19 protein-coding genes, 3 tRNA genes and 2 pseudogenes are annotated in these 23,178 nt (G+C 60.6%); 22 read left to right on the top strand and 2 right to left on the bottom strand.

Annotated features, from left to right (window positions below; genetic code table 11):
• The first annotated feature begins 3 nt into the window (after positions 1-3).
• From ACWKWE_RS06110 to ACWKWE_RS06010, 21 genes and pseudogenes are all read left to right on the top strand, one after another.
• Positions 4-792, top strand: coding sequence for a TatD family hydrolase (locus tag ACWKWE_RS06110; RefSeq protein ID WP_483850003.1), 789 nt, complete (start codon positions 4-6; stop codon positions 790-792).
• A gap of 404 nt (positions 793-1,196) precedes the next feature.
• Positions 1,197-1,859 (top strand): TetR/AcrR family transcriptional regulator, encoded by a 663-nt coding sequence (locus ACWKWE_RS06105; protein WP_341963330.1) that lies wholly within the window; start codon positions 1,197-1,199, stop codon positions 1,857-1,859.
• Between the two features lie 142 nt (positions 1,860-2,001).
• Entirely contained in the window at positions 2,002-2,970 is a 969-nt protein-coding gene (locus ACWKWE_RS06100) for a GTP 3',8-cyclase MoaA (RefSeq protein ID WP_483850002.1), read from the top strand.
• Positions 2,971-3,058: 88 nt separating this feature from the next.
• Positions 3,059-3,664, top strand: coding sequence for a DUF4823 domain-containing protein (locus ACWKWE_RS06095; protein WP_166596774.1), 606 nt, complete (start codon positions 3,059-3,061; stop codon positions 3,662-3,664).
• A 10-nt stretch (positions 3,665-3,674) separates the two neighbouring features.
• Positions 3,675-4,238: a DUF1285 domain-containing protein gene (locus ACWKWE_RS06090; RefSeq protein ID WP_483850001.1), complete on the top strand. Its 564-nt coding sequence runs from the start codon at positions 3,675-3,677 to the stop codon at positions 4,236-4,238.
• 87 nt (positions 4,239-4,325) lie between these two features.
• On the top strand, positions 4,326-5,336 hold the full coding sequence (locus ACWKWE_RS06085) for an aspartate-semialdehyde dehydrogenase (RefSeq protein WP_483850000.1): 1,011 nt from the start codon (positions 4,326-4,328) through the stop codon (positions 5,334-5,336).
• A 117-nt stretch (positions 5,337-5,453) separates the two neighbouring features.
• Positions 5,454-8,252, top strand: a complete 2,799-nt coding sequence (locus ACWKWE_RS06080) for a motility hub landmark protein FimV (protein WP_483849999.1) — start codon at positions 5,454-5,456, stop codon at positions 8,250-8,252.
• Positions 8,253-8,555: 303 nt separating this feature from the next.
• Positions 8,556-9,380 (top strand): tRNA pseudouridine(38-40) synthase TruA, encoded by an 825-nt coding sequence (gene truA, locus ACWKWE_RS06075; RefSeq protein ID WP_483850459.1) that lies wholly within the window; start codon positions 8,556-8,558, stop codon positions 9,378-9,380.
• Between the two features lie 59 nt (positions 9,381-9,439).
• Complete coding sequence (locus ACWKWE_RS06070) at positions 9,440-10,060, top strand: phosphoribosylanthranilate isomerase (protein ID WP_483849998.1); 621 nt, start codon at positions 9,440-9,442, stop codon at positions 10,058-10,060.
• A gap of 290 nt (positions 10,061-10,350) precedes the next feature.
• Positions 10,351-11,271 (top strand): acetyl-CoA carboxylase, carboxyltransferase subunit beta, encoded by a 921-nt coding sequence (gene accD / locus ACWKWE_RS06065; protein WP_166596779.1) that lies wholly within the window; start codon positions 10,351-10,353, stop codon positions 11,269-11,271.
• Positions 11,268-12,574 (top strand): annotated as a pseudogene (gene folC / locus ACWKWE_RS06060) (bifunctional tetrahydrofolate synthase/dihydrofolate synthase). The gene accD and the pseudogene folC overlap by 4 nt, the downstream one beginning before the upstream one ends.
• Positions 12,558-13,241: an SPOR domain-containing protein gene (locus ACWKWE_RS06055; RefSeq protein ID WP_483849997.1), complete on the top strand. Its 684-nt coding sequence runs from the start codon at positions 12,558-12,560 to the stop codon at positions 13,239-13,241. The pseudogene folC and the gene ACWKWE_RS06055 overlap by 17 nt, the downstream one beginning before the upstream one ends.
• 141 nt (positions 13,242-13,382) lie before the next feature.
• Positions 13,383-13,970, top strand: a complete 588-nt coding sequence (locus ACWKWE_RS06050) for a CvpA family protein (protein ID WP_166596782.1) — start codon at positions 13,383-13,385, stop codon at positions 13,968-13,970.
• A 12-nt stretch (positions 13,971-13,982) separates the two neighbouring features.
• Positions 13,983-15,491, top strand: a complete 1,509-nt coding sequence (purF, locus tag ACWKWE_RS06045; protein WP_166596783.1) for an amidophosphoribosyltransferase — start codon at positions 13,983-13,985, stop codon at positions 15,489-15,491.
• Positions 15,492-15,512: 21 nt separating this feature from the next.
• Positions 15,513-16,724: an O-succinylhomoserine sulfhydrylase gene (locus ACWKWE_RS06040; protein ID WP_166596784.1), complete on the top strand. Its 1,212-nt coding sequence runs from the start codon at positions 15,513-15,515 to the stop codon at positions 16,722-16,724.
• Positions 16,725-16,748: 24 nt separating this feature from the next.
• Positions 16,749-17,513, top strand: a complete 765-nt coding sequence (locus tag ACWKWE_RS06035; RefSeq protein WP_371928576.1) for an SDR family oxidoreductase — start codon at positions 16,749-16,751, stop codon at positions 17,511-17,513.
• A gap of 212 nt (positions 17,514-17,725) precedes the next feature.
• Positions 17,726-17,801, top strand: a tRNA-Val gene (locus tag ACWKWE_RS06030).
• 66 nt (positions 17,802-17,867) lie between these two features.
• Positions 17,868-17,944: transfer RNA gene (locus ACWKWE_RS06025), tRNA-Asp, on the top strand.
• 155 nt (positions 17,945-18,099) lie between these two features.
• A tRNA-Asp gene (locus ACWKWE_RS06020) sits at positions 18,100-18,176 on the top strand.
• Positions 18,177-18,309: 133 nt separating this feature from the next.
• Positions 18,310-19,263: an NAD-dependent epimerase/dehydratase family protein gene (locus ACWKWE_RS06015; RefSeq protein WP_483849996.1), complete on the top strand. Its 954-nt coding sequence runs from the start codon at positions 18,310-18,312 to the stop codon at positions 19,261-19,263.
• Between the two features lie 116 nt (positions 19,264-19,379).
• Positions 19,380-20,645: a 3-phosphoshikimate 1-carboxyvinyltransferase gene (locus ACWKWE_RS06010; RefSeq protein ID WP_166596787.1), complete on the top strand. Its 1,266-nt coding sequence runs from the start codon at positions 19,380-19,382 to the stop codon at positions 20,643-20,645.
• A 31-nt stretch (positions 20,646-20,676) separates the two neighbouring features.
• On the opposite strand, the gene kdoO is transcribed toward ACWKWE_RS06010, so the two are convergent.
• Positions 20,677-21,552 (bottom strand): Kdo hydroxylase KdoO, encoded by an 876-nt coding sequence (gene kdoO, locus ACWKWE_RS06005; RefSeq protein WP_483849995.1) that lies wholly within the window; start codon positions 21,550-21,552, stop codon positions 20,677-20,679.
• Between the two features lie 375 nt (positions 21,553-21,927).
• Here kdoO and ACWKWE_RS06000 point away from each other — a divergent pair, with 375 nt between their 5' ends.
• On the top strand, positions 21,928-22,773 hold the full coding sequence (locus tag ACWKWE_RS06000; protein ID WP_483849994.1) for a DUF2242 domain-containing protein: 846 nt from the start codon (positions 21,928-21,930) through the stop codon (positions 22,771-22,773).
• Between the two features lie 279 nt (positions 22,774-23,052).
• On the opposite strand, the pseudogene ACWKWE_RS05995 reads toward ACWKWE_RS06000, so the two are convergent.
• A pseudogene (locus tag ACWKWE_RS05995) lies at positions 23,053-23,178 on the bottom strand (threonine dehydratase); the annotation flags it as partial.

The raw sequence follows: 23,178 nt of genomic DNA, 5'->3' as shown, positions 1-23,178 counted from the left end.
CCCATGCTCGTAGATTCCCATTGTCACCTCGATCGTCTCGATCTCACCCAACACGCAGGCTCTCTCGATAATGCGCTGGAAGCGGCGCGCGGACGGGGTGTCGGGCATTTTCTGTGTATCGGTGTCAGCGCCGACAACGCCAGCGACGTCAAAGCCCTGGCTGATCGTTACGACGATGTGGACTGCTCGGTGGGCATTCACCCGCTGGACGTCAAACCGGGCGAAGCCCCTGCGCTGGAGTGGCTGCTCGGCGAGTTGAATCACCCCCGGGTGGTGGCGATTGGCGAAACCGGCCTGGATTATCACTACGAGCCAGAAGCGGCCGAACTGCAGCAAGCATCCTTCGGCTTGCACTTAGAGGCTGCGAACCGGACAGGCAAACCGGTGATCGTTCACACCCGTGGCGCTCGGGCGGACACGCTTGAACTGTTGCGTGAAGCCGCGTTGCCTCAGGCGGGCGTGCTGCATTGCTTCACCGAAGACTGGGACATGGCGAAGGCCGCGCTGGACCTGGGGTTCTACATTTCGCTGTCAGGCATCGTAACCTTCCGCAATGCCGATGCGCTGCGGGATGTGGCGAGCAAAGTCCCGGCCGATCGCCTGCTGGTGGAAACGGATTCGCCGTATCTGGCGCCGATTCCCTACCGTGGCAAGCCCAACCTGCCGCAATACGTGCGTGAAGTGGCCGAGTTCCTGGCGATGCTCAGAGGGGAGAGCTTCGAGCGTTTCGCCGAGCAGACCACTGACAATTTCAAGCGCCTGTTCCCGCTGGCCCGGGTGAAGTCGGCCTGAGACGCGGCGTTAAATGACGGGCAAAAAAAACCCGGGTTCTGGGGGGTGAATCCGGGTTAAGACCATTAGGAGTAAACAAAGACACGCTATCCATTGGTGTCTTTACCGGTGCCAGCACTTGGGGGAGATGCCGCACCGACGTGTTAAGTATTGGTCATATTCCGCAGGCGTCCAGCGCAAGGCTGTACGTTTTTTAAACAGTTTTGGAATACCCACGCGTTTGTTGATACCGCAAAGCACGTCATCCGGCGTTCGCAATGTGGACCGACACGGCGTAGCGGGTCAAAAACGCAGCTATTGCGGCTTAATCGGTCCTGAACATGAACATCGTCGGATGAGCCGTGCAATTTGAAACTGATTAGGCATAATGTGCGGCTTCGATTTTGAACCGACAGTCTCTTCCTATGCAGAAAGAACCTCGTAAAGTCCGTGAGTTTCGCCGCCGTGAGCAGGAAATTCTCGACATCGCGTTAAAGCTGTTTCTTGAACAGGGTGAAGACAGCGTTACCGTCGAGATGATCGCGGATGCCGTGGGTATCGGCAAAGGCACCATCTACAAGCATTTCAAATCGAAGGCGGAAATTTACCTGCGCCTGATGCTCGACTACGAGCGCGATTTGAACGAGCTGCTGCACTCCGCCGACGTCGACAAGGACAAGGAAGCGTTGTCCCGCGCGTATTTCGAATTTCGCATGCGTGATCCGCAGCGCTATCGCCTGTTCGACCGTCTGGAAGAGAAAGTGGTCAAGGGCAATCAAGTGCCTGAGATGGTCGAGCAGCTGCACAAGATCCGTGCCTCGAACTTCGAACGTTTGACGCTGTTGATCAAAGGCCGGATTTCCGAAGGCAAACTGGAAGACGTTCCGCCGTATTTCCACTACTGCGCCGCTTGGGCTTTGGTGCACGGCGCTGTGGCGCTGTATCACTCGCCGTTCTGGAGCAATGTGCTGGAAGATCAGGAAGGCTTCTTCCAGTTCCTGATGGACATTGGTGTGCGCATGGGCAACAAGCGCAAGCGTGACCCTGAAATCGGCCACGACCCCAAGCCGGAAGTCCCCGGCAACTGAGCGATGTTTCCTTGATGAAGCGGGTCAGAGGGCATCGTGCGGTTGCTCGCTCGCTTCATGACCGTCTCTGTCCGGAATGACGCTTGCTAAAAGCTGATTTATGAGTCAGCTTTTGCGCGCTGCCTAACCTCCCGGAGCTTTCATGATTGTTGATCGCCAAGGCCGACGTTTCCGCAATTTGCGAATCAGTCTGACGTCTGCGTGCAATTACGCCTGCACCTACTGTGTGCCCGACGGTAAGCGGTTGGTGGCTGCGCGCAATGAGCTGTCTGCCGAGGCGATGATCCGAGGCGTGGAGTACCTGATCGAAGCGGCGGGCATCGAGCGGTTGCGGATCACCGGGGGTGAGCCGCTGGTGAGTCCTCGCTTTGAACGTTTCATGAGCCAGGTGGGGCGCATGGGGCTGGCCGACATCAGCCTGACCACCAATGCGCAGTTGCTGTCCCGCAAACTGCCGATCCTGCTGGATGCGGGCATCCGCCGGATCAACGTGTCCCTTGATACGCTAGATCCGTCAGCGTTCAGAGCCATTGCCCGTGGCGGCGATCTGGCCACCGTGCTGGAGGGCATGGAGCAGGCGAGGGCGGCCGGGCTGCAGATCAAGGTCAACATGGTCCCTTTGCTCGACCGTAATCTGGATCAGGTCGTCCCGCTGCTCGATTACTGCCTTGAGCGCGGCTACGAGTTGCGCTTCATCGAACTGATGCGCATGGGGCATCTGGCGAACGACGCCAACGGTTTCCATCGGCAATTCGTCAGCCTGGACCGGCTGCTGTCGCTGATTGGCGCGCATCACGACTACCAGCAGGCCGACGCGCCGGTGGATGCGACCGCCGTGCGCTATCGGATTCCGGGCAAGGGGTATTTTGGCGTGATCGCCAACGAAAGCTTGCCGTTCTGTCGGACGTGTTCGCGCTTGCGCCTCTCGTCGACGGGCTGGCTGCATGGCTGCTTGTCTTCCAGCAATCGGCACTACGTGGGTGATCTGCTGGACAAGCCGCGCCATCAAGCCTTGCCTGCGCTGCAACGTCTGTTGATCAAGGCGCTGGATGACAAGCAGGCCGTGGCGTTTTCGGGTGGCGCGACGGTGATGAAGATTATTGGCGGCTGACGGGCCCTTCCCAATTGTTCGACATGGCGCAAAAGCTGCATTACCCGGCCATTCGCCGGTTTTCCGTCGTCGGACTTTGGAGGAAACAATGCGTAGTCTGGTTTTACTGCTGGCCGTCCTGGCCTTGAGTGGCTGCATGCACGTCAGCGATCTGGCACAGGGCGCCCATGACGAGCTCAGCGACGCGGGTCTGCTGGACCACAGCTCGACGCGGCGGATCAACAATTTCCGCCTGCAACCGGACTCCTTCATCTATATCGCTCAAGGTGCGTTTGCCCCGCCGGGTGGAGCGTACCCGCGCCCGAACGTCGTCGCCGAAGAGGCGTTCAACGGCTTCATCGAATACTTCCCGATGGTCCGCCGCGCTCGCGCACCTGAAGGGCTGGACGAGGCCATGAACGAAGCGCGTGCGGCAGGCGCGCATTATCTGCTCTACACCCGTTTCGCCAAGGCAGACGACCGTATCGGCAATTTTGACGAGTGGTCCGACCAGGAAGCCCTCGACCGTCTGGGCATCGACAGCGGCGTCATTCAACTGATGCTGATTGAAACCAACACCCGTTACCTGATCGACAGCGCCCGCATTCACAGCCGTGGCGGCCTGCTCACCCTGCACGACACCAAGCCCGAAGATTTGCTAGGCCCACCCATGGAGGATTACGCTCGCAGCTTATTGGGCGTCGAAGCCCGCTGAGGAGTCGCGTATGAGTGGTTCGGGAAAAGCCAACGACCTGTTGGCGCAATTGCCCAAGACCGGCAAAGGCTTGCCACCTGTACACCTGTGGAACCCGGATTTTTGCGGTGATATCGACATGCGCATCGCCCGCGATGGCACGTGGTTTTATCTGGGAACGCCCATCGGCCGCAAGCCGATGGTGAAGCTGTTTTCCACCATTATCCGGCGAGACGGCGATGATTACTTTCTGATCACGCCCGTAGAGAAAGTCGGTATCACCGTTGACGATGCGCCCTTCGTGGCTGTCCTGCTGGAAGTGGAAGGCGAGGGCGAGTCACAGATCTTGCGTTTCACCACCCAGGTCGATGACGTGATTGACGCCAGTGCCGAGCACCCGTTGCGGGTCAGCATCGACCCCGGCACTCAAGAACCTGCGCCTTATGTGCATGTGCGTAGCAATCTTGAGGCGCTGATCCATCGCAATGTCTTCTATCAACTGGTGGACCTGGCGGTTACCCGCGTCATTGACGGACAGCGTTGGTTGGGTGTCTGGAGCCATGGCGAGTTCTTCACGATCGGCCTGGAGCCCTGACGGTTCAGCGTTGTATTTGCCAGGCGAATTGCCTGGCGTCCCTCTCGCGGTTAAAGTGCCGCCCCCCGATTTTTCTGAGGTTTTTGCATGAGCCAGTCCTTTGATATCGCCGTGATCGGCGCCACCGGTACTGTCGGCGAAACCATCGTCCAGATTCTCGAAGAGCGTGATTTTCCTGTGGGCGATCTGCATTTGCTGGCCAGCGTCGAGTCGGCAGGCAGTTCGGTCGCGTATCGAGGCAAGAACGTGCGTGTACGCGAAGTCGACACGTTCGATTTCAGCAAAGTGAATCTTGTGTTTTTTGCGGCGGGCCCTGCGGTGACTCGCAGTTATGCTCCCCGGGCGACCGCAGCGGGTTGTTCGGTGATCGACCTGTCGGCCGGCCTGTCCGTCGATCAAGCACCGAATCTCATTCCCGAGGTGAACGGGGCGTTGCTGAGCGGGCTGGCCAAACCCTTTCAAGTGGCGTGCCCAAGCCCCGGCGCAACAGCGCTGGCGATGGTGCTCGGGCCGTTGCGGGACCTCCTGGACATCCGTCGCGTGAACGTGACGGCCTGCATGGCAGTGTCCAGTCTGGGGCGGGAAGGGGTGACCGAACTGGCCCGACAGACCGCCGAGCTGCTCAATGTGCGCCCGTTGGAACCCCGCGTGTTTGACCGGCAAATGGCCTTCAACGTCCTCGCTCAGGTCGGCGTGCCGGATGCGCAAGGCCACGTCCCGCTGGAAAAACGTATGGTCGACGAGTTGCGTGAGCTGCTGTCGCTGCCTTTAATCAAGGTCGGCGCGAGCTGCATTCAAGTGCCGGTATTTTTTGGCGACAGCCTGAGTGTGTCGGTGCAGACCGCTTCCCCGTTCGATCTGGCTGCGGTCGCGGCTGCGCTGGATGCTGCGGACGGAATCGATCTCGTGGATGCGGGCGATTACCCGACGCCAGTGGGCGATGCGGTGGGGCAGGACGCTGTCTATGTAGGACGTTTGCGGGCGGGTATCGACGATGCGTGCGAGCTGAGCTTCTGGGTTACATCCGACAATGTGCGCAAGGGGGCAGCGCTGAACGCTGTGCAGGTCGCTGAATTGTTGATAAAAGAGCTTGTGTAAAAGATACTTGCCAACAATTCAAAGAATCATTCTAGCTGTGGCGTTGTAGAAACGCCCTACGCCCTAGCAGGCTTTATCTTCTCGGTCGCCGGGGAAATTTTAAACAAGGGATGGGCTATGGTTCAGGTTCGTAAACTGGTTTTAGCAATCGCTGCAGCCTCGGCGTTGTCATCCGGAATGGCGCAGGCGCTGGGCCTTGGTGGTTTGACCGTGAAGTCGAGCCTGAACCAGCCACTGCTTGCCGAGATCGAACTCACGCAAGTGCAGGACCTCACTTCCGCGCAGGTGGTGCCCAGTCTGGCCAGCTCTGCCGAGTTCGCCCAGGCGGGGGTCGGTAAAACCGCAGTGCTTGATGACCTGACGTTCACCCCCGTCGTGACGCCTGGCGGCAAAAGCGTTCTGCGCATCACGTCCAGCAAGCCTATCCGCGACCCTTATGTGAAATTCCTGGTGCAAGTGCTTTGGCCGAATGGCCGGGCGCTGCGCGAGTACAGTTTGTTGCTCGATCCGCCGAAGGTCTCCCCGCAAGCGGCGGCCGCTGCCACGGCTCAGTTGCCGTCTACGGCTCCGGCGACGGCCCCCGCTCAAACCCCTGTTGCCCAGACGCCGCCTGCACCGACGCCAGCGCCGACCCCGGCAGCGCCCCCAGAACCGAAATACACCCAATACACCACCGCCAACAACGACACGTTGTGGGAGATCGCCGAGCGCGTGCGTAATGGCGGCACCGTTCAACAGACCATGCTGGCGATTCAGGCGTTGAACCCCGATGCGTTCATCGCGGGTAACATCAACCGGCTGAAGAAAGGTCAGGTCTTGCGCCTGCCGTCGCCGCAGGAAGCCACCGCGACGCCGCAACCGCGTGCCGTGGCCGAAGTCGCGGAACAGAACCGCGCCTGGCGCGAAGGCCGTCGTTTACCGACTGGCGCCCGCCAGGTGGATGCGACCCGTCGCGACCGCGCCGGTGCAGCCCCTGCGCAGATCGACGCCAAGGACAACCTCAGCCTGGTCTCGGGCAACAAACCGGGCGCGAAAGGGGCGGCAGGCGACGCCGAACTGAGCAACAAACTCGCGGTGACCCAGGAGAATCTGGACAGCACCCGTCGCGACAACGCCGAGCTGAAAAGCCGGATGGGTGATCTGCAAAGTCAGGTCGACAAGCTTCAGCGCTTGATCGAACTGAAAAACGATCAACTGGCCAAGATGCAGGCGGCGGGTGCTGCGGTGCCTCCGCCGCCAGCGGCCAGCGATGCCAATGGCACCGTCAGCCCGAACAGCGTGACCAACCCGAACAACGCCGCGAACCCGGCCATGCCTGCGCAGATCGTGCCGCCACCGGCTGCTCCGGATTCTGCTGGCAAGCCGCCGAATGAAATCGCGCCGGAAGACGCGCTGCCGGTCGAAGGCGCCAAGGTCACTGGCGCGACGCCTGATCAGCCGTTGGTGGTGCCGCCCGATGCCGTCAATCCCGACAACCAGAGTTCGCTGGACAAGATTCTCGCCAGTCCGATGCTGATGGGGTTGATCGGTGGTGCTGCCATTCTGGTCTTGTTGCTGCTGGTCCTGCTGCTGGTGCGTCGTCGTAACGCCATCCTTGAGGCTGAAAGACACCGTCAAATGGCGCGTGCGCTGGCCGAAGAGTCCGACTTCGCGTCTGACATGAACATGCCTGAAAGCAGTTTTGAGGGTCTGGAGGTGCCTCCTCCTGCGGTAAAGCCGGCACCTCTGTCGGCCGTCATCATCGAGCCGACCCGTGAGCGCCCGGCTGATGTGCTGGTCCAGGCGGAAATCCACATCGCTTATGGCCGTACGAACCAGGCCGCCGCACTGCTGGAAGAGGCTATAAAAGAAGAGCCCCAGCGCAGCGAACTGCGTCTTAAACTGATGGAAATCTACGCCCAGCAGGACAATCAGGCCGGTTTCGTCGCTCAAGAGCGGCAGCTGGTGGCCACGGGAAAGAACCACGCTGAAGTCGAGCAACTCAAGACCCGCTACCCCGCCATGGCAGCGGCTGCTGCGGCGGCCGCAGGCGTTGCAGCAGCGGCGGCTTTGGCAGCGGAAATGGACGCCAAGTATGTTGAGGATTTGCTGACCGATAAGGCGGAGCCTGCACCTGCACCTGCACCTGCACCTGCACCTGAACCTACTCCTGCACCTGTCGTTGAGCCGCCTGACGATTTCGACACGGCGTTCGACCTCAGTCTGGATGATTTGGAGGCCGCTTCTCCGACCGAAGTGAAAGATTACGGCGCGCCTCATGCCGATAACGGGCTTGATGATCTGGACCTGGACGCACCGTTTGGTGGGGCGGCAGCGGACGATCTGGATTTCGACGCGATCCTTCGCGAACAGACTGAAGCGAAAGCGGCAGAGCCGGATGACCTGGCGGATTTCGACCTTAACCTGTCGGAAGACCAACCCGCCCTCAAAGCCGAAGATGATTATCTGTTGGGTCTCGACAACGAACTGAGCGACTTGCCGCCGTTCGAGGACACCGCCGATCTGGGCGCCAGCAAGCCGGGCCATGATGACGAACTCGAATTGCCCGCGGACTTCGACCTGTCGTTGGCGGACGAGATCGAAACCGATCAGGCTTCTGAAGCGTTTGCCTCCGAGATCGACGACGTCAACGCCGAACTTGAGCGTCTTTCCAGCAGTCTCGAACAGCCGCCAATCGCCAAGCCGTTCGACGATGCGCCGACCTTTACCGAGGATGACGCGCTGCTGGCGGACGACGAGCCGGAGTTCGATTTCCTGTCAGGCACCGATGAAGCGGCGACCAAGCTGGACCTGGCCCGCGCCTACATCGAAATGGGCGACGCTGATGGCGCTCGTGACATCCTCGATGAAGTCGTGGCTGAAGGTGACGACGGCCAGAAGACCGAAGCTCGCGAGATGCTGTCGCGATTGGTCTGACAACCTTCACGCTGCATCGACAACGACCGCTTCGGCGGTCGTTTTCGTTTATGGCCAAACAAGGAGAGGAAACCTGTGGGAGCGAATTCATTCGCGATAAATCTATCAGGCGAAAGAGATGTGTCGACCAGACGGGCCTCTCGCGAATGAATTCGCTCCTACAACGACTGCGATTGCCCAGCCTTTGTCGGTCACCAATGGCGTCTTTTGCCTTCATCCGTATAATGGCCGCCCTTGCGCACATCGACAGGCTTTAAGCACTTGGCAACTACAGACACCGAGGCAGGAACAGCGGCCTCCGAAATGGCCGACGAAGGTTTCTCCAGAATCGCACTGGGCGTGGAATACAAAGGTTCGCGCTACAGCGGCTGGCAGCGCCAGTCCACCGGCGTGCTGACCGTTCAGGAAACCCTGGAAAACGCCTTGTCGAAAGTCGCTGATTCGCCAGTCTCCCTGATGTGCGCCGGACGTACCGACGCCGGGGTTCACGCCTGTGGTCAGGTCGTGCACTTCGACACCCAGGCGGTGCGCACGATGAAAGCCTGGACCATGGGCGCGAACATCAACCTGCCCCACGACATCAGCGTGACGTGGGCCAAGGAAATGCCTGCACACTTTCACGCGCGCTTCAAAGCCATCGCCCGACGCTATCGCTACGTGATCTACAACGACCAGATTCGCCCCGCGCATCTGGGGCAGGAAATCACCTGGAACCACCGTCCGCTGGACGTCGAGCGCATGGCGCTGGCAGCGGAATACCTCGTGGGAGCCCACGATTTCAGCGCGTTTCGTGCCGGCCAATGCCAGGCCAAATCGCCGATCAAGCAGCTCCACCACCTGCGCGTCACGCGTCACGGCAAGATGATTGTCATCGACATTCGAGCAAACGCGTTTTTGCACCACATGGTGCGCAATATCGCGGGCGTGCTGATGACCATCGGGGCAGGGGAGCGGCCCATCGAGTGGGCGAACGAAGTGCTGGAAAGTCGCATTCGGCGTACGGGGGGTGTCACGGCGCACCCATTCGGCCTCTATCTGGTTCAGGTCGAATACCGCGACGAGTTCCCGTTGCCGGAACGCTACATCGGGCCGCACTTTCTTACAGGCTTCTCGGAACTTGGCGGCTGACGCCCGGAACAGCATTTGCTACCATCCGTGACTTTCGCAAGGCTTGAGGTATTCACTACATGTCAGCCGTTCGCAGCAAGATCTGCGGGATTACCTGCATAGAAGATGCGCTGGCCGCTGTCGATGCGGGAGCCGATGCCATCGGCTTCGTGTTCTACCCCAAGAGTCCACGGGCCGTCACGGCCGAGCAGGCGCAGGCGATCATCGCCCAATTGCCACCCTTCGTGAGTACCGTCGGGCTGGTCGTCAATGCCGAACGCGAGGCGCTTAAGGCGCTGCTCGATACCGTCCCGCTTGACCTGATTCAATTCCATGGCGATGAAACCCCCGAACAATGCGAGGGCTACCACCGTCCGTGGATCAAGGCCCTGCGGGTCCAGGCTGGCGACGACATCGCCGCCAGTTGCGCGCTGTACGACAAGGCGAGCGGTATCCTCCTCGACACGTTTGTGGCTGGCGTGCCGGGTGGCACGGGCGAAACTTTCGACTGGGCATTGATTCCAAAACAGTTGAGCAAACCGATCATTCTGGCGGGTGGATTGACGTCGGCCAACGTGTCGCAGGCGATTGCTCAGGTTCATCCCTACGCGGTAGACGTCAGCGGCGGGGTAGAAAAGTCCAAGGGGCTCAAGGATCACGACAAGATCCGGGCCTTCATGAGTGCGGTCCACGGGGCCTGAACGTTTTTTCCGGTGGTGATGGCCACCGATGTGACGGCAGGCAGGCGGTCGCCGTCCACTACCCTGCGACCACGGTTCGCGGGTCGCCAAAATTGAACGGGCGAAGACGTGCAAGCGTTTCGCTGTAAGCAGTTGAGGGCAGTGTCGACGAATGTGTCGTGGCAGCAGGTCAGGCGTTGGCGCCGATCGTTGCAGGACACTTCGCGACACAGCACACGAATTTAGTTTAAAGGCATGCGCGTGGCTTCGATGCCACTGCGTTCTGGCCACCGGTACTGGAGAAAGAAAGCATGAGCAACTGGTTGGTAGACAAACTGATCCCTTCGATCATGCGTTCCGAGGTCAAGAAAAGCTCGGTACCTGAGGGCCTCTGGCACAAGTGTCCGTCTTGCGAGGCGGTGCTTTATCGTCCAGAGCTGGAAAAGACCCTTGACGTCTGTCCGAAATGCAACCACCACATGCGTATCGACGCCCGCGCGCGCCTGAACATCTTCCTCGACGTCGAAGGCCGTCAGGAGATCGGTGCCGACCTGGAGCCGGTCGACCGCCTGAAGTTTCGCGACAGCAAGAAGTACAAAGACCGCCTGACCGCTGCACAAAAGCAGACCGGTGAAAAAGACGCGCTGATTTCCATGAGCGGCACCCTGTTGGGCATGCCGGTCGTGTGCAGTGCCTTCGAATTCTCATTCATGGGTGGCTCCATGGGCGCCATCGTCGGTGAGCGCTTCGTGCAGGCCGCCAACTACGCATTGGAAAAACGCTGCCCGATGATCTGCTTCGCGGCGTCCGGTGGCGCCCGCATGCAGGAAGCGCTGATCTCCCTGATGCAGATGGCCAAGACCTCTGCTGTGCTGGCCCGTCTGCGCGAAGAAGGCTTGCCGTTCATTTCCGTGCTGACCGACCCGGTCTACGGCGGCGTTTCCGCTAGTCTGGCGATGCTGGGCGACGTGATCGTGGCCGAGCCGAAAGCCCTGATCGGTTTTGCCGGTCCACGCGTCATTGAGCAGACCGTGCGTGAAAAACTGCCGGAAGGCTTCCAGCGCAGCGAATTCCTCCTGGATCACGGTGCGATCGACATGATTGTTCACCGTCAGGAGCTGCGTCAGCGTCTGGGTAACTTGCTGGCGCAAATGATGGGTTTGCCGACGCCTAAATTCGTGGCGCCGAAACTTGAGCCGATCGTGGTGCCCCCTGCACCGGCCAACATATGACCGCACGCTCTCTGAGCGACTGGCTCAGCTACCTGGAGCAACTGCATCCGTCGGCCATCGACATGGGTCTGGAGCGGTCGCGACAGGTGGCGCTGCACATTGGCCTGCGTCATCCCGCTCCGCGTGTCATCACGGTGACAGGCACCAACGGCAAAGGCTCGACGTGCGCGTTCGTGGCATCGTTGCTTCAGGCGCAAGGCCTCAAGGTGGGCGTCTACAGCTCGCCACACCTGGTTCGTTACAACGAGCGGGTCCAGGTGCAGGGCGTCGAAGCCACCGACGAACAGCTGTGCGAAGCATTCGACGTCATCGAGAAGGCGCGGGGCGATATATCCCTGACTTACTTCGAAATGGGCACTCTCGCCGCGTTCTGGCTGTTCGAGCAGGCGGCGCTGGACGCTGTTGTACTGGAAGTCGGCCTGGGCGGGCGTCTGGATGCGGTGAACCTGATCGACGCCGACATGGCGTTGGTGACCAGCATTGGCGTCGATCACGCCGAATGGCTCGGTAACACCCGTGAATCAGTGGCGTTCGAAAAGGCCGGCATTTTCCGTGAAGGTCGTCCTGCGCTGTGCGGTGATATTGACCCGCCTCAGCCATTGCTGGATCAAGCCAGCGCCTTGAAATGCCCGCTGTCGCTGCGCGGCACTGATTTCGATCTGACTCTCGGTGCATCGAGCTGGCACTGGTTCGGCACGGGTGCCGATGGCCAGCGTGTTGAATTGCGCGATCTGCCGCTGCTCGATCTGCCGATGCAGAACGCGGCACTGGCGTTGCAGGCTTACCTGCTGCTGGGCTTGCCGTGGCAGGAGGCGTCGATCCGCCAGGCGCTATCAAATACGCAAGTGACCGGGCGTCTGGATCGCCGTTCATTCGAATGGCAAGGCAAGCCGTTGCACGTCCTGCTTGATGTGGGTCACAACCCGCACGCGGCGGTGTTCCTCGCCCAGCGTTTGAATCAACGTCCGGTCAAAGGCAAGCGTCTGGCGGTATTCGGCCTGCTCAGCGACAAGGACCTGGACGGCGTGTTGAGCGAGCTGACCGCCTGTTTCGAAAGCTGGGCCGTGGCGCCGTTGCCAACCCCGCGCAGTCGCTCGGCACAAGAGATTGCCGAGGCATTACAGAACCTTGGCGCGGTCGTGACGTCCTACCCCAGTGTCGCGCAGGCGCTTGAAGCGCAGTGCGCTCACGCCACGGCTGACGACGAAATCGTTCTGTTCGGGTCTTTTTATTGCGTAGCCGAGGCCCTGGAATGGCTTGCTGGCGCGTCACGGAGGAAGTGACACATGGCTTTGCTGGATAAGGCGTACAAGCAGCGGATGGTCGGTGCCTTGGTATTGATTGCCATTGCGGTGATTTTTCTGCCGATGCTGTTTTCGCGTCAGGATGAAGCACGCCATGTACAGGTGGACGCCCCGGCGGCACCTCAAGCGCCTGCCGCTGCGCAGATTAAGGTTGACCCGGTGGCGGTGCCCGAGCAGCAGCCGCTGCCGCAGGAGCCGGTGCCGAGCGACGAAGAATTGGCTCAGCCCACGCAACCGGTCAATCAGCAGCCGCCTTCGATGCCGATTGCTCCGGCGCCCACCAAGCCTGCGCCGCAATCCAAGCCTGCGCCTGCTGCGAAACCGGCTGCTCCGGCGCCTGCACCAGCCCCCGCAAAAGCAACTGCTCCAGCACCTGCCGCGCCACCTGCACTGGCTCAGGACACGAACCGTGTCGACGCGAACGGTCTTTCCATCACCTGGGCTGTCCAAGTGGCCAGCCTGTCGAACCGGGCGAACGCCGACGCATTGCAGAAAACGTTGCGCACCCAAGGCTACAACGCGTACATCCGGACGTCGGATGGCGTGAATCGTGTCTTCGTCGGGCCGTTGATCGAGCGCGCCGAAGCCGACCGCCTGCGCGACCAGCTCGACAAGCAGCAGAAGCTCAAGGGTATCGTGGTGCGCTTTCAGCCCGAGCATAAATAAGAGGCAGGTTTCGCGCGAAGCCTCAGACTTCGCGCTCAGACCCCATCGTTTGTCTTAATTGCCGCCCACCCACAATCCCTGCTTACCGCCGGGCGAGCGCTCTGCTAAAATGCGCCGCCTCATCAGTCTGTAGGCTGCAACGTGTCATTTACTCCGGTTGACTGGGCGATCATTGCGATTGTCGCCATCTCCGCTTTGATCAGTCTCAAGCGCGGCTTCGTCAAAGAAGCACTGTCGTTGCTGACCTGGATCATCGCAGGTGCCGTAGCCTGGATGTTTGGCGGTTCGCTGGCCCAGTATCTGGTCAATTACATCGAAACACCTTCGGCGCGCGTGATTGCGGGCTGCACCATTCTTTTCGTCGCCACACTCTTGGTCGGCGCCATGGTCAACTTTCTTATCGGGGAACTGATTCGCGTCACCGGCCTGTCCGGGACCGATCGTTTTCTGGGCATGGTCTTCGGCGCCGCGCGCGGAGGCCTGCTGGTTGTGGTTGCGGTCGGGCTGTTGAGCCTTGGCCCGGTGCAACAGGATCAATGGTGGCAGCAGTCCAGATTGCTGCCGCAGTTCGTAATGGTCGCTGACTGGTCGAAAAACCTGATTCTCGGGATGTCCAGCAAGTGGCTCGCCAGCGGGATCAGCGTACCTGTTGATATCCCGTTCAAGGATCAGCTCCTGCCGTCGGTAACGCCGCAGGATGTGATCGGTAAATCCAGTTCCACTAAGTAGGGGTTGTGTCGCATGTGTGGCATCGTCGGTATCGTCGGCAAGTCGAACGTCAATCAGGCGCTGTATGACGCGCTCACCGTCCTCCAGCACCGCGGCCAGGACGCTGCCGGTATCGTGACCAGCCATGATGGCCGGTTGTTCCTGCGCAAGGACAACGGTCTGGTTCGTGATGTGTTCCATCAGCGCCATATGCAGCGCCTGGTCGGGCACATGGGCATTGGTCACGTACGTTATCCAACCGCGGGCAGTTCGACGTCGGCCGAAGCCCAGCCGTTCTACGTCAACTCGCCGTACGGCATCACCCTGGCGCACAACGGTAACCTGACCAACGTCGAGCAACTGGCCAAGGAGATTTACGAATCCGACCTGCGCCACGTCAACACCAACTCCGACTCGGAAGTGTTGCTCAACGTCTTCGCTCACGAGCTGGCCGTGCGCGGCAAGCTGCAGCCGACCGAAGAAGACATCTTCGCCGCCGTCACCGACGTGCATAACCGTTGCCGCGGTGGCTACGCGGTCGTGGCCATGATCACCGGTTACGGCATCGTCGGTTTCCGCGACCCGGACGCCATCCGCCCGATCGTGTTCGGCCAGCGTCACACCGATGAAGGCGTCGAGTACATGATCGCCTCGGAAAGCGTTGCGCTGGACGTGCTGGGTTTCACCCTGATCCGTGATCTGGCTCCGGGCGAAGCCGTGTACATCACCGAAGACGGCAAGCTGCACACCCGTCAGTGCGCGACCAATCCGAAATACGCGCCGTGCATTTTCGAACATGTCTATCTGGCGCGTCCGGACTCGATCATCGACGGCATCTCGGTCTACAAGGCGCGTCTGCGCATGGGCGAGAAGCTGGCTGACAAGATCCTGCGCGAGCGCCCCGAGCACGACATCGACGTGGTCATCCCGATTCCGGACACCAGCCGCACCGCCGCGCTGGAGTTGGCGAACCACCTGGGCGTGAAATTCCGCGAAGGCTTCGTCAAGAACCGTTACATCGGCCGTACCTTCATCATGCCGGGTCAGGCGGCGCGGAAAAAATCCGTACGCCAGAAGCTCAACGCCATCGAGCTGGAGTTCCGGGGCAAGAACGTGATGCTGGTCGACGACTCGATCGTACGCGGGACTACCTGCAAACAGATCATCCAGATGGCCCGTGAAGCCGGCGCCAAGAACGTGTATTTCTGTTCAGCAGCCCCGGCCGTGCGCTTCCCTAACGTCTACGGCATCGACATGCCGAGTGCCCACGAGCTGATCGCTCACAACCGTTCCACCCAGGACGTGGCCGACCTCATCGGTGCCGACTGGCTGGTCTATCAGGACCTGACGGACCTGATAGAGGCGGTGAGTGGCAGCAAAAAGATCAAGATCGACAACTTCGATTGCTCGGTCTTTGACGGCAAGTACGTGACCGGTGACATCGACGAGCATTACCTGAACAAGATCGAACAGGCGCGTAACGACGCCTCGAAGGTCAAGACTCAGGCTGTGAGTGCGATCATCGATCTGTACAACAACTAATTCAGACAAGGAGTAGGCGGCATGACTCAGCAATGGGATGCCGGTCGACTGGACAGCGATCTGGAAGGCGTGGGTTTCGACACCCTCGCCGTACGCGCTGGTCAGCACCGTACGCCGGAGAGCGAACACAGCGATCCACTGTTTTTCACTTCCAGCTACGTGTTCCGCACGGCAGCCGATGCGGCCGCGACGTTTGCGGGCGAGCAGCCGGGTAACGTCTATTCGCGCTACACCAACCCAACGGTGCACTCCTTCGAAGAGCGCATCGCGGCGCTCGAAGGGGGGGAACAGGCGGTGGCGACGTCCACTGGCATGTCGGCGATCCTCGCGACCGTGATGAGTCTGTGCAGCGCAGGCGATCACGTGCTGGTGTCGAAGAGCGTGTTCGGTTCGACCATCAGCCTGTTCGAGAAGTATTTCAAACGCTTTGGTGTTCAGGTCGATTACGTCCCGCTGGCCGAATTGTCCGGCTGGGACGCGGCGATCAAGCCCAACACCAAATTGCTGTTCGTCGAGTCGCCGTCCAACCCGCTTGCCGAGCTGGTGGACATCGCGGCACTGGCTGAAATCGCGCATGCCAAAGGCGCGATGCTGGTGGTCGACAACTGTTTCTGCACCCCGGCCTTGCAGCAGCCGCTGCGCATGGGCGCGGACGTGGTGGTGCATTCGGCCACTAAATTCATCGACGGCCAGGGCCGTGCGATGGGGGGCGTGGTCGTCGGTCGCAGCGAGCAGATGAAAGAAGTCGTCGGCTTTCTGCGCACTGCCGGCCCGAGCCTGAGCCCGTTCAACGCCTGGCTGTTTCTCAAGGGTCTCGAAACCCTGAACATCCGCATGCGTGCCCACTGCCAGAGCGCCCTTGAGCTGGCGCAATGGCTGGAGCAGCAGGACGGTATCGAGAAGGTGCATTACGCCGGTCTCGAAAGCCATCCGCAGCATGACTTGGCCAAGCGTCAGCAGAAGGCGTTTGGCGCCGTGGTCAGCTTCGAAGTCAAAGGCGGCAAAGAGGGCGCCTGGCGCTTCATTGATGCCACACGCCTGATTTCGATCACGGCCAACCTGGGCGACACCAAGACCACGATCACTCACCCGAGCACCACGTCCCACGGCCGTTTGTCGCCAGCGGAGCGTGAAGCAGCGGGCATTCGCGACAGCCTGATCCGCGTGGCGGTGGGTCTGGAAGATGTGGCCGACCTCAAGGCCGATCTGGCGCGTGGCCTGGCCGCCTTGTGAGTGATCCCTGTGAATGAGTTAGTGGTGGAAGCCGCCGGTGTGCACAACGGCCGCGTTGCCTTGGTGACAGGCGCCGCGCGGGGAATCGGGTTGGGCATCGCCGCCTGGCTGATCACTGAGGGTTGGCAGGTCGTGCTGACGGATGTTGATCGGCAGCGCGGCGACGCGGTGGCGGGTGTGCTGGGTGAAAACGCGTCGTTCATCGGCATGGATGTGTCCAGTGAAGATCAGGTCGCCAGTGGCGTCGCTGAAATACTGGGCATGTTTGGTCGCCTGGACGCGCTGGTCTGCAACGCGGCCGTGGCCGACCCTCGCAATACGGTGCTGGAAAGCCTCGATCTGGCCCACTGGAACCGTGTGCTGGCGGTGAACCTGACCGGCCCTATGCTGCTCGCCAAGCACTGTGCGCCCTACTTGCGTGCCCACGGTGGCAGCATCGTCAACCTCAGTTCAACGCGGGCGCGACAATCCGAGCCGGACACCGAGGCGTACGCCGCGAGCAAGGGCGGTCTGCTGGCGCTGACTCATGCGCTGGCGATGAGTCTTGGCCCACAGGTACGGGTCAATGCCGTGAGCCCCGGCTGGATCGACGCCCGTGACCCTTCCAGGCGCCGTGCCGAGCCGCTATCCGACGCCGATCATGCGCAGCATCCGGCGGGCAGGGTAGGGACGGTGGAAGACGTGGCCGCGACCGTGGCGTGGTTGTTGTCGAAGAACGCCGGTTTCGTCACAGGGCAGGAGTTCGTGGTCGACGGTGGCATGAGCAAGAAGATGATCTACGTTGAGTGAGGCAGCTGCGAGCTTTGAGCGTCGAGCTGCAAGTAAAAGCCGAAACGAGAGCGAGCTGATGGCTCGCTTTTTTGTGGGAGCGCAGGACTTCTTTGCTTGAAGCTTGCGGCTCGAAGCTTGAAGCTGAAATTGCTGCTTTTTAAAAAAACTTCAATCAGGCTATTGACTTAGGTTCGGCACCTGCGTAAATTTCGCGGCCTCAGCGAAGCAAAGGGTGATTAGCTCAGCCGGGAGAGCATCTGCCTTACAAGCAGAGGGTCGGCGGTTCGATCCCGTCATCACCCACCATCGTTGAGAAGTTTTAAAGCACGCTGAAGGCTACTGAGATTCAGCAGGACGAAAGTCCACCACTGCGCAGCGGTAGTTCAGTCGGTTAGAATACCGGCCTGTCACGCCGGGGGTCGCGGGTTCGAGTCCCGTCCGCTGCGCCATATTTTCCAGATCAGACTTCCGAGTCTGGTTTGAGATTGAAAGCAAAGGCCTTCGATCAGTGTTATACGAAACACGTACACGAGACTTGTTTCGAAAGTGTTAAACAGACGAAAGTCTGTGAAAAGAGTTAAACAGATGAAAGTCTGTGCGACACGCAGCGGTAGTTCAGTCGGTTAGAATACCGGCCTGTCACGCCGGGGGTCGCGGGTTCGAGTCCCGTCCGCTGCGCCATACATAGCTTCAAGGCCCTTGAACTCCTTGAAGCGACAAAGAAAGCGACCTCAGGGTCGCTTTTTTTGTGCCTGCGAAAAGCAGCCCCTCATTTCAGCGCTTATCATCCCGCCCAGTCCATGGAGAGCGAATCATGCGGATTCTCGTCACAGGCGCCACCGGGTTCATTGGCACGCGGCTTTGCCAGGTGTTGATCGAACAAGGGCACACGGTCATCGGACTGTCCCGTCGAGGCAGTGGGACCGTTGCCGGTGTCGATTATCGTGCGAAGGATTTCATCGATACGTCGTCGCTGCGGGACTGCATCGAAGGCACGGACTGCATCGTGCATCTGGCGGGCAGGGCGCATGTGATGGACCCACGCAATGACGCGCCGGAGCTCTACCGGGAGGTCAATCACGAAGCCACTGCTCGGCTTGCACGGCTGGCTCTGGAAGCCGGGGTTAAACGCTTCATCTTCGTCAGTACGATCCGGGTCAATGGCAATGCCTCCGAGCAGCAGCGTTTTACCGAAGCGTCGGCGCCGCAACCGGTGGTGGCCTATGACCGCTCCAAGCTCGATGCCGAGAACGGTTTGCGTGCGCTGCTCGACGGAACGCCCACGGAGTGGGTGATCATTCGCCCGCCGCTGGTTTACGGCGCTGAAGCGCTGGGCAATTTTCGAACCCTGCTCAAAGTGGTCGAAAAAGGCCTTCCCAGCCCGCTTGCGCAGGTGCGCAATGCCCGTAGCCTGATCTCCGTGGATAACCTCGCGAATCTGATCGCGCTCGCTATTCAGCATCCTGACGCCGCTGGCCAATTGTTCCTCGCCAGCGACGGCTCCGACGTGTCCACCCATCAGATCCTCGTCGCGCTGGCGCAGGGTATGCAAAAGCGGCTGTGGTCCATTCCCGTACCGCCCTCGCTCTTGGCGTTTCTGTTCAGGCTGATCGGCAAGGAAGACACCTACACGAAGCTGTGCGGTTCGCTGACGGTGGACTCTAGCAAAGCCCGCGATGTGTTGGGGTATCGGCCCCACAACGACACCCTAGCCTCGCTGGCGCAGGTGGGGCGTGAATACCGTGCCAACCGACAGAGCCCGCGCTAGCGGCAGACTTTTCCTGCAGCGCTCGTGGCATAGGGCTGCTGCAGATCACCACGATAAATGCCATGATTGGCGGCTTGTTTAAAGCGGCGCTGATTTCGAACTTGGAGAGCTGGACCATGGGCATGAACCAAACCATCACTGTGATTCCACCCGGTGTACCGTTGACGGGACATGTCGCGCCCCCCGGCTCCAAGTCGATTACCAACCGTGCGTTGCTGCTGGCGGCCTTGGCCAGGGGCACCAGCCACCTGCGCGGCGCGCTCAAGAGCGATGACACCCGGCACATGTCCAACGCGTTGCGGCAGATGGGCGTGACCATCGATGAGCCGGACGACACCAGCTTTGTGGTCACCAGCAGTGGCCGTCTGAACGTTCCTGACGCTGCTCTGTTTCTGGGGAACGCAGGCACCGCCGTGCGTTTCCTGACGGCCGCCGTCGCGACCGTCAACGGGGTCGTCACCCTCGACGGTGACCATTACATGCAGAAGCGCCCGATCGGCCCTTTGCTGGAGTCGTTGCGCAAAGGCGGCCTGAGCGCCGAAAGTGCCACGGGCTGCCCACCGGTCGTGATCCATGGCACGGGCGCGATCAAGGCCACACGCTTCGAAATCGACGGCGGTTTGTCGAGCCAGTACGTGTCGGCCCTGTTGATGGTCGCGGCCTGCGGTGAGGCCCCTATTGAAGTGGCGCTGACCGGCAAGGAGATTGGCGCTCGTGGCTACATCGATCTGACCCTGGCCTGCATGCGCGCCTTCGGGGCTGAGGTCGAGGTGGTGGATGAAGCCCTGTGGCGCGTGTCGCCGACCGGCTACACCGCCTGCGATTACCACATTGAGCCAGACGCGTCGGCGGCGACTTACCTGTGGGCGGCCGAAGCCCTCACCAGCGGCAAGATCGATCTGGGTGTGGCGGCCGAGGCGTTCACTCAGCCAGACGCGAAAGCGATGGAAATGATTGCGCAGTTCCCGAACATGCAGCCGGTGATCAACGGCTCGCAGATGCAGGACGCGATCCCGACGCTGGCGGTATTGGCGGCGTTCAACAATACCCCCGTGCGTTTTGTCGATCTGGCCAATCTTCGGGTCAAGGAATGCGACCGCGTTCAGGCGCTGTATGACGGCCTCAACCAGGTACGTCCGGGGCTGGCGACGGTCGAAGGTGACGATCTGTTGGTGGCGTCCGATCCGGGTCTCGCGGGTACCAGCAGCACCGCGCTGATCAACACCCACTCCGACCACCGCATTGCCATGTGCTTTGCCTTGGCAGGGCTGAAAGTGTCCGGCGTGCGTATCCAGGACCCGGATTGCGTCGCAAAGACGTACCCGGGCTACTGGCGCGCGCTGGAGTTTCTCGGCGTGCGTCTGGAACACGGTGAGATCTGAGTCAGCGCTGAGGCGTTTCCCGGCTGGCGTATCAGGCCAGCCGTCGCTGCATCAACCCTTCCAGAATTCGGAGTGGGGCCTGGCTCGGGGTATGCATCGCGTCCACCGGCAGCATGAAGGTCTGCTCCAGCGCGAATTGCCCGGCCATGGCGGCATGAGAGACGTGGTCGGTAAAGACCATCCAGCTGCTGCCGGACGGGAACGAGACGTCCGTGTAGCCTGCACGTTGTTGATAAGCGGTGTCAGCCTTCATCCGGTCATGCAGTTGCAGCATGTAGTGGTCGTATTCGCTGCGGCGGGTTTTCGTGATGCCCAAGGTTTGCAAGACGCGGCTTGAGCCAGGCAGCGGCGCCTTGAGCGTCTTGAGGTAATGCCGGGCCACCGATTCGAACGGTTCGCCCACTCGCCAGTGTCTCGGGTGGTTGCCAGGGTCGACATTGCTGAACACCCGAAGAATGCGCTGCGTGCCGCAGGGTGATGAGGGAAAGTTATCCACATGCAGGCGCGAGTCGTCCTTGCGCCAGGACGTCTGGCGACCAACGATTTCCACGGGACGAAAGCTGGTACGTGCTTGCTTTAATTCGCCGGCATAGAGACCGAGCAGGTGAGAGGTGAGGTCTGCTGTAGCGCGGGCGAAACGGGCCATCATGGCCTGCAGCACCTGCCGTTCGGAGCCGATGCTGTCTGTGCCCTTGAGTTCGCCTTTGGCGGGCAAGAAACTGATGTTTTTGCTGCGGCCCAGCAGGGCTGATTGAAAGAGGGTGCGTTCTTTTTCTTCGAGGACGAATTCGAGTTGTGGCAGAAACACCACATCACCGGATTCAAGTGCGTCGATGATGCTTGCCTGGGTTTCAGCGTCCAGCCGGGGAGCCCACTCCGACACGGCGAAGTTTACAACGTGCGACATAGTTCATGGTCCTCGGACGCCGCAGGGGCATGCCCTGTGCTCGACTCGCAAGTTATTACCAAATGTTACAAAGACAATATGCCGGGTTCGACGCTTTCGCAAATGGACCGTCTGGTGAGGGTTCTAGGGCGGGTAAAATCAGCCGTCGGTCGATTGTCCGGACCGTCCAGCGAATTTAATGTGTGGAGTAATGGCGTCTGCGATTTGCCCCATAGCGCCGTGCGATGGGGCCGGGACGTCTGGATTACCGGTGAAAACCCGGTATGTATCGACATCTGTGCAAACTCTGCGTTGATCCTGCGCGGTGCTTGTTGCAGACTTACCCGCGTTTTCTCCGGTCCACTGTTCTGTCGACCTTTTTCCCCGGGATGTTTGATGTCTAAATTACTGAGCTTTCGTACTGCATGCTGGGCGCTCGCCCTGCTGGCCGCCGCAGGCTGCTCGTCCAAGAAACAGGCCATTTACGAGCACGAAAACTTCGATGACGCCGGGACGTTCTCACGCACCTATCCCGTTTCCGATGCCGCCACCTGCGAAGCGGGCCGCCGCGCCCTGTTGAGTCAGGGGTACATCATTACCAGCAGTGATCCTAAGATGATTGCCGGTCACAAGAGCTTCCAGCAGACCGGCGAAACCCACATGGAAATCAGCTTCAACGTGGTCTGTGCCGCTGACGGTGGCGCCGATGGCAAGGCCACGATGTTCGCCAACGCCTTGCAAGACCGCTATGCGTTGAAAAAGGTGAACAACTCGGCGAGCCTGGGTGTGGGCGTGTTGGGTTCGGTGTCGATGCCGATTGGCTCGACCGATGATTCGATGGTCAAGGTCGCCAGTGAAACGGTGGCGTCTTCCAAGTTTTATGACCGCTTCTTTGGGTTGGTGGAAAATTTCCTGCCGCCTGAGGTGAAGAAAGCGGCGCACATCGAAGAAAAGCCCAAGACCGATCTGGGCATGCCAGAGCCTGCACCTGCCAAGGCGGCTGCGTTGACCGAGCAGAAACCGGCCGAAGCGCCCGCCACGGCCCCGGCTGCCACCCCTGCGCCATTGGCCACGCCAACGACGCAACCGGCAGCCGCCGCCGAGCAAAGCAGCGAGCCGATGCCTGCGCCTGCCGAGCCTGAGCCGGTGAAGGCTGAAGCCGTTGCGCCAGCAGAGCCAGCCCCGACGCCAGCCGAAGAAGCCGCGCCGACAACCGCGCCAGAGGCTACGCCAGCGCAGTGAGTGCCTGAGGCGGCCACCCCTCTGGTTCTGCCGAAGGCGGTTTGGTGCTTGGCATCGGTCCGCTTCTGCCGAAGGCGTAGGAGCTTGCTCGCGATCGGCTGCGCAGCAGTCGTAAACCCGGCTGACGCGGTATTTCAGACCCACCGTGTGTGCTGGATTTGCCATTGCTGCGCAATGGATCGCAGGCAAGGTGGAGCGCCACCCCGGCACTCCTACGCCCTTCGGGCAGAATCAAGAGGGTACGTCCATATCCGACACCCCCCGTTTCAGGCGATCCCATCAGCCGAGAAATAACCGATACGCCGGGTTATTTGACTCATCCCAATATGGATACCCAATCTCCGCCAGCGCCTTCGGCACCAGATGCCGCTCATCTTCCGGCACCACCAACCCCGCCACGACCCG

This window comes from Pseudomonas salicis (assembly GCF_057128705.1).
The sequence above is the reverse complement of the archived record's forward strand: the minus strand, read 5'-3'. Positions and strand labels throughout refer to the sequence as shown.

What these genes read in the sequence shown, in the direction of transcription:
- ACWKWE_RS06110 (WP_483850003.1), top strand. Translation starts at nt 4, where the DNA reads ATGCTCGTAGATTCCCATTGTCACCTCGATCGTCTCGATCTCACCCAA.
- ACWKWE_RS06105 (WP_341963330.1), top strand. Translation starts at nt 1,197, where the DNA reads ATGCAGAAAGAACCTCGTAAAGTCCGTGAGTTTCGCCGCCGTGAGCAG.
- ACWKWE_RS06100 (WP_483850002.1), top strand. Translation starts at nt 2,002, where the DNA reads ATGATTGTTGATCGCCAAGGCCGACGTTTCCGCAATTTGCGAATCAGT.
- ACWKWE_RS06095 (WP_166596774.1), top strand. Translation starts at nt 3,059, where the DNA reads ATGCGTAGTCTGGTTTTACTGCTGGCCGTCCTGGCCTTGAGTGGCTGC.
- ACWKWE_RS06090 (WP_483850001.1), top strand. Translation starts at nt 3,675, where the DNA reads ATGAGTGGTTCGGGAAAAGCCAACGACCTGTTGGCGCAATTGCCCAAG.
- ACWKWE_RS06085 (WP_483850000.1), top strand. Translation starts at nt 4,326, where the DNA reads ATGAGCCAGTCCTTTGATATCGCCGTGATCGGCGCCACCGGTACTGTC.
- ACWKWE_RS06080 (WP_483849999.1), top strand. Translation starts at nt 5,454, where the DNA reads ATGGTTCAGGTTCGTAAACTGGTTTTAGCAATCGCTGCAGCCTCGGCG.
- truA (WP_483850459.1), top strand. Translation starts at nt 8,556, where the DNA reads ATGGCCGACGAAGGTTTCTCCAGAATCGCACTGGGCGTGGAATACAAA.
- ACWKWE_RS06070 (WP_483849998.1), top strand. Translation starts at nt 9,440, where the DNA reads ATGTCAGCCGTTCGCAGCAAGATCTGCGGGATTACCTGCATAGAAGAT.
- accD (WP_166596779.1), top strand. Translation starts at nt 10,351, where the DNA reads ATGAGCAACTGGTTGGTAGACAAACTGATCCCTTCGATCATGCGTTCC.
- ACWKWE_RS06055 (WP_483849997.1), top strand. Translation starts at nt 12,558, where the DNA reads ATGGCTTTGCTGGATAAGGCGTACAAGCAGCGGATGGTCGGTGCCTTG.
- purF (WP_166596783.1), top strand. Translation starts at nt 13,983, where the DNA reads ATGTGTGGCATCGTCGGTATCGTCGGCAAGTCGAACGTCAATCAGGCG.
- ACWKWE_RS06040 (WP_166596784.1), top strand. Translation starts at nt 15,513, where the DNA reads ATGACTCAGCAATGGGATGCCGGTCGACTGGACAGCGATCTGGAAGGC.
- ACWKWE_RS06015 (WP_483849996.1), top strand. Translation starts at nt 18,310, where the DNA reads ATGCGGATTCTCGTCACAGGCGCCACCGGGTTCATTGGCACGCGGCTT.
- ACWKWE_RS06010 (WP_166596787.1), top strand. Translation starts at nt 19,380, where the DNA reads ATGGGCATGAACCAAACCATCACTGTGATTCCACCCGGTGTACCGTTG.
- kdoO (WP_483849995.1), bottom strand. Translation starts at nt 21,552, where the DNA reads ATGTCGCACGTTGTAAACTTCGCCGTGTCGGAGTGGGCTCCCCGGCTG.
- ACWKWE_RS06000 (WP_483849994.1), top strand. Translation starts at nt 21,928, where the DNA reads ATGTCTAAATTACTGAGCTTTCGTACTGCATGCTGGGCGCTCGCCCTG.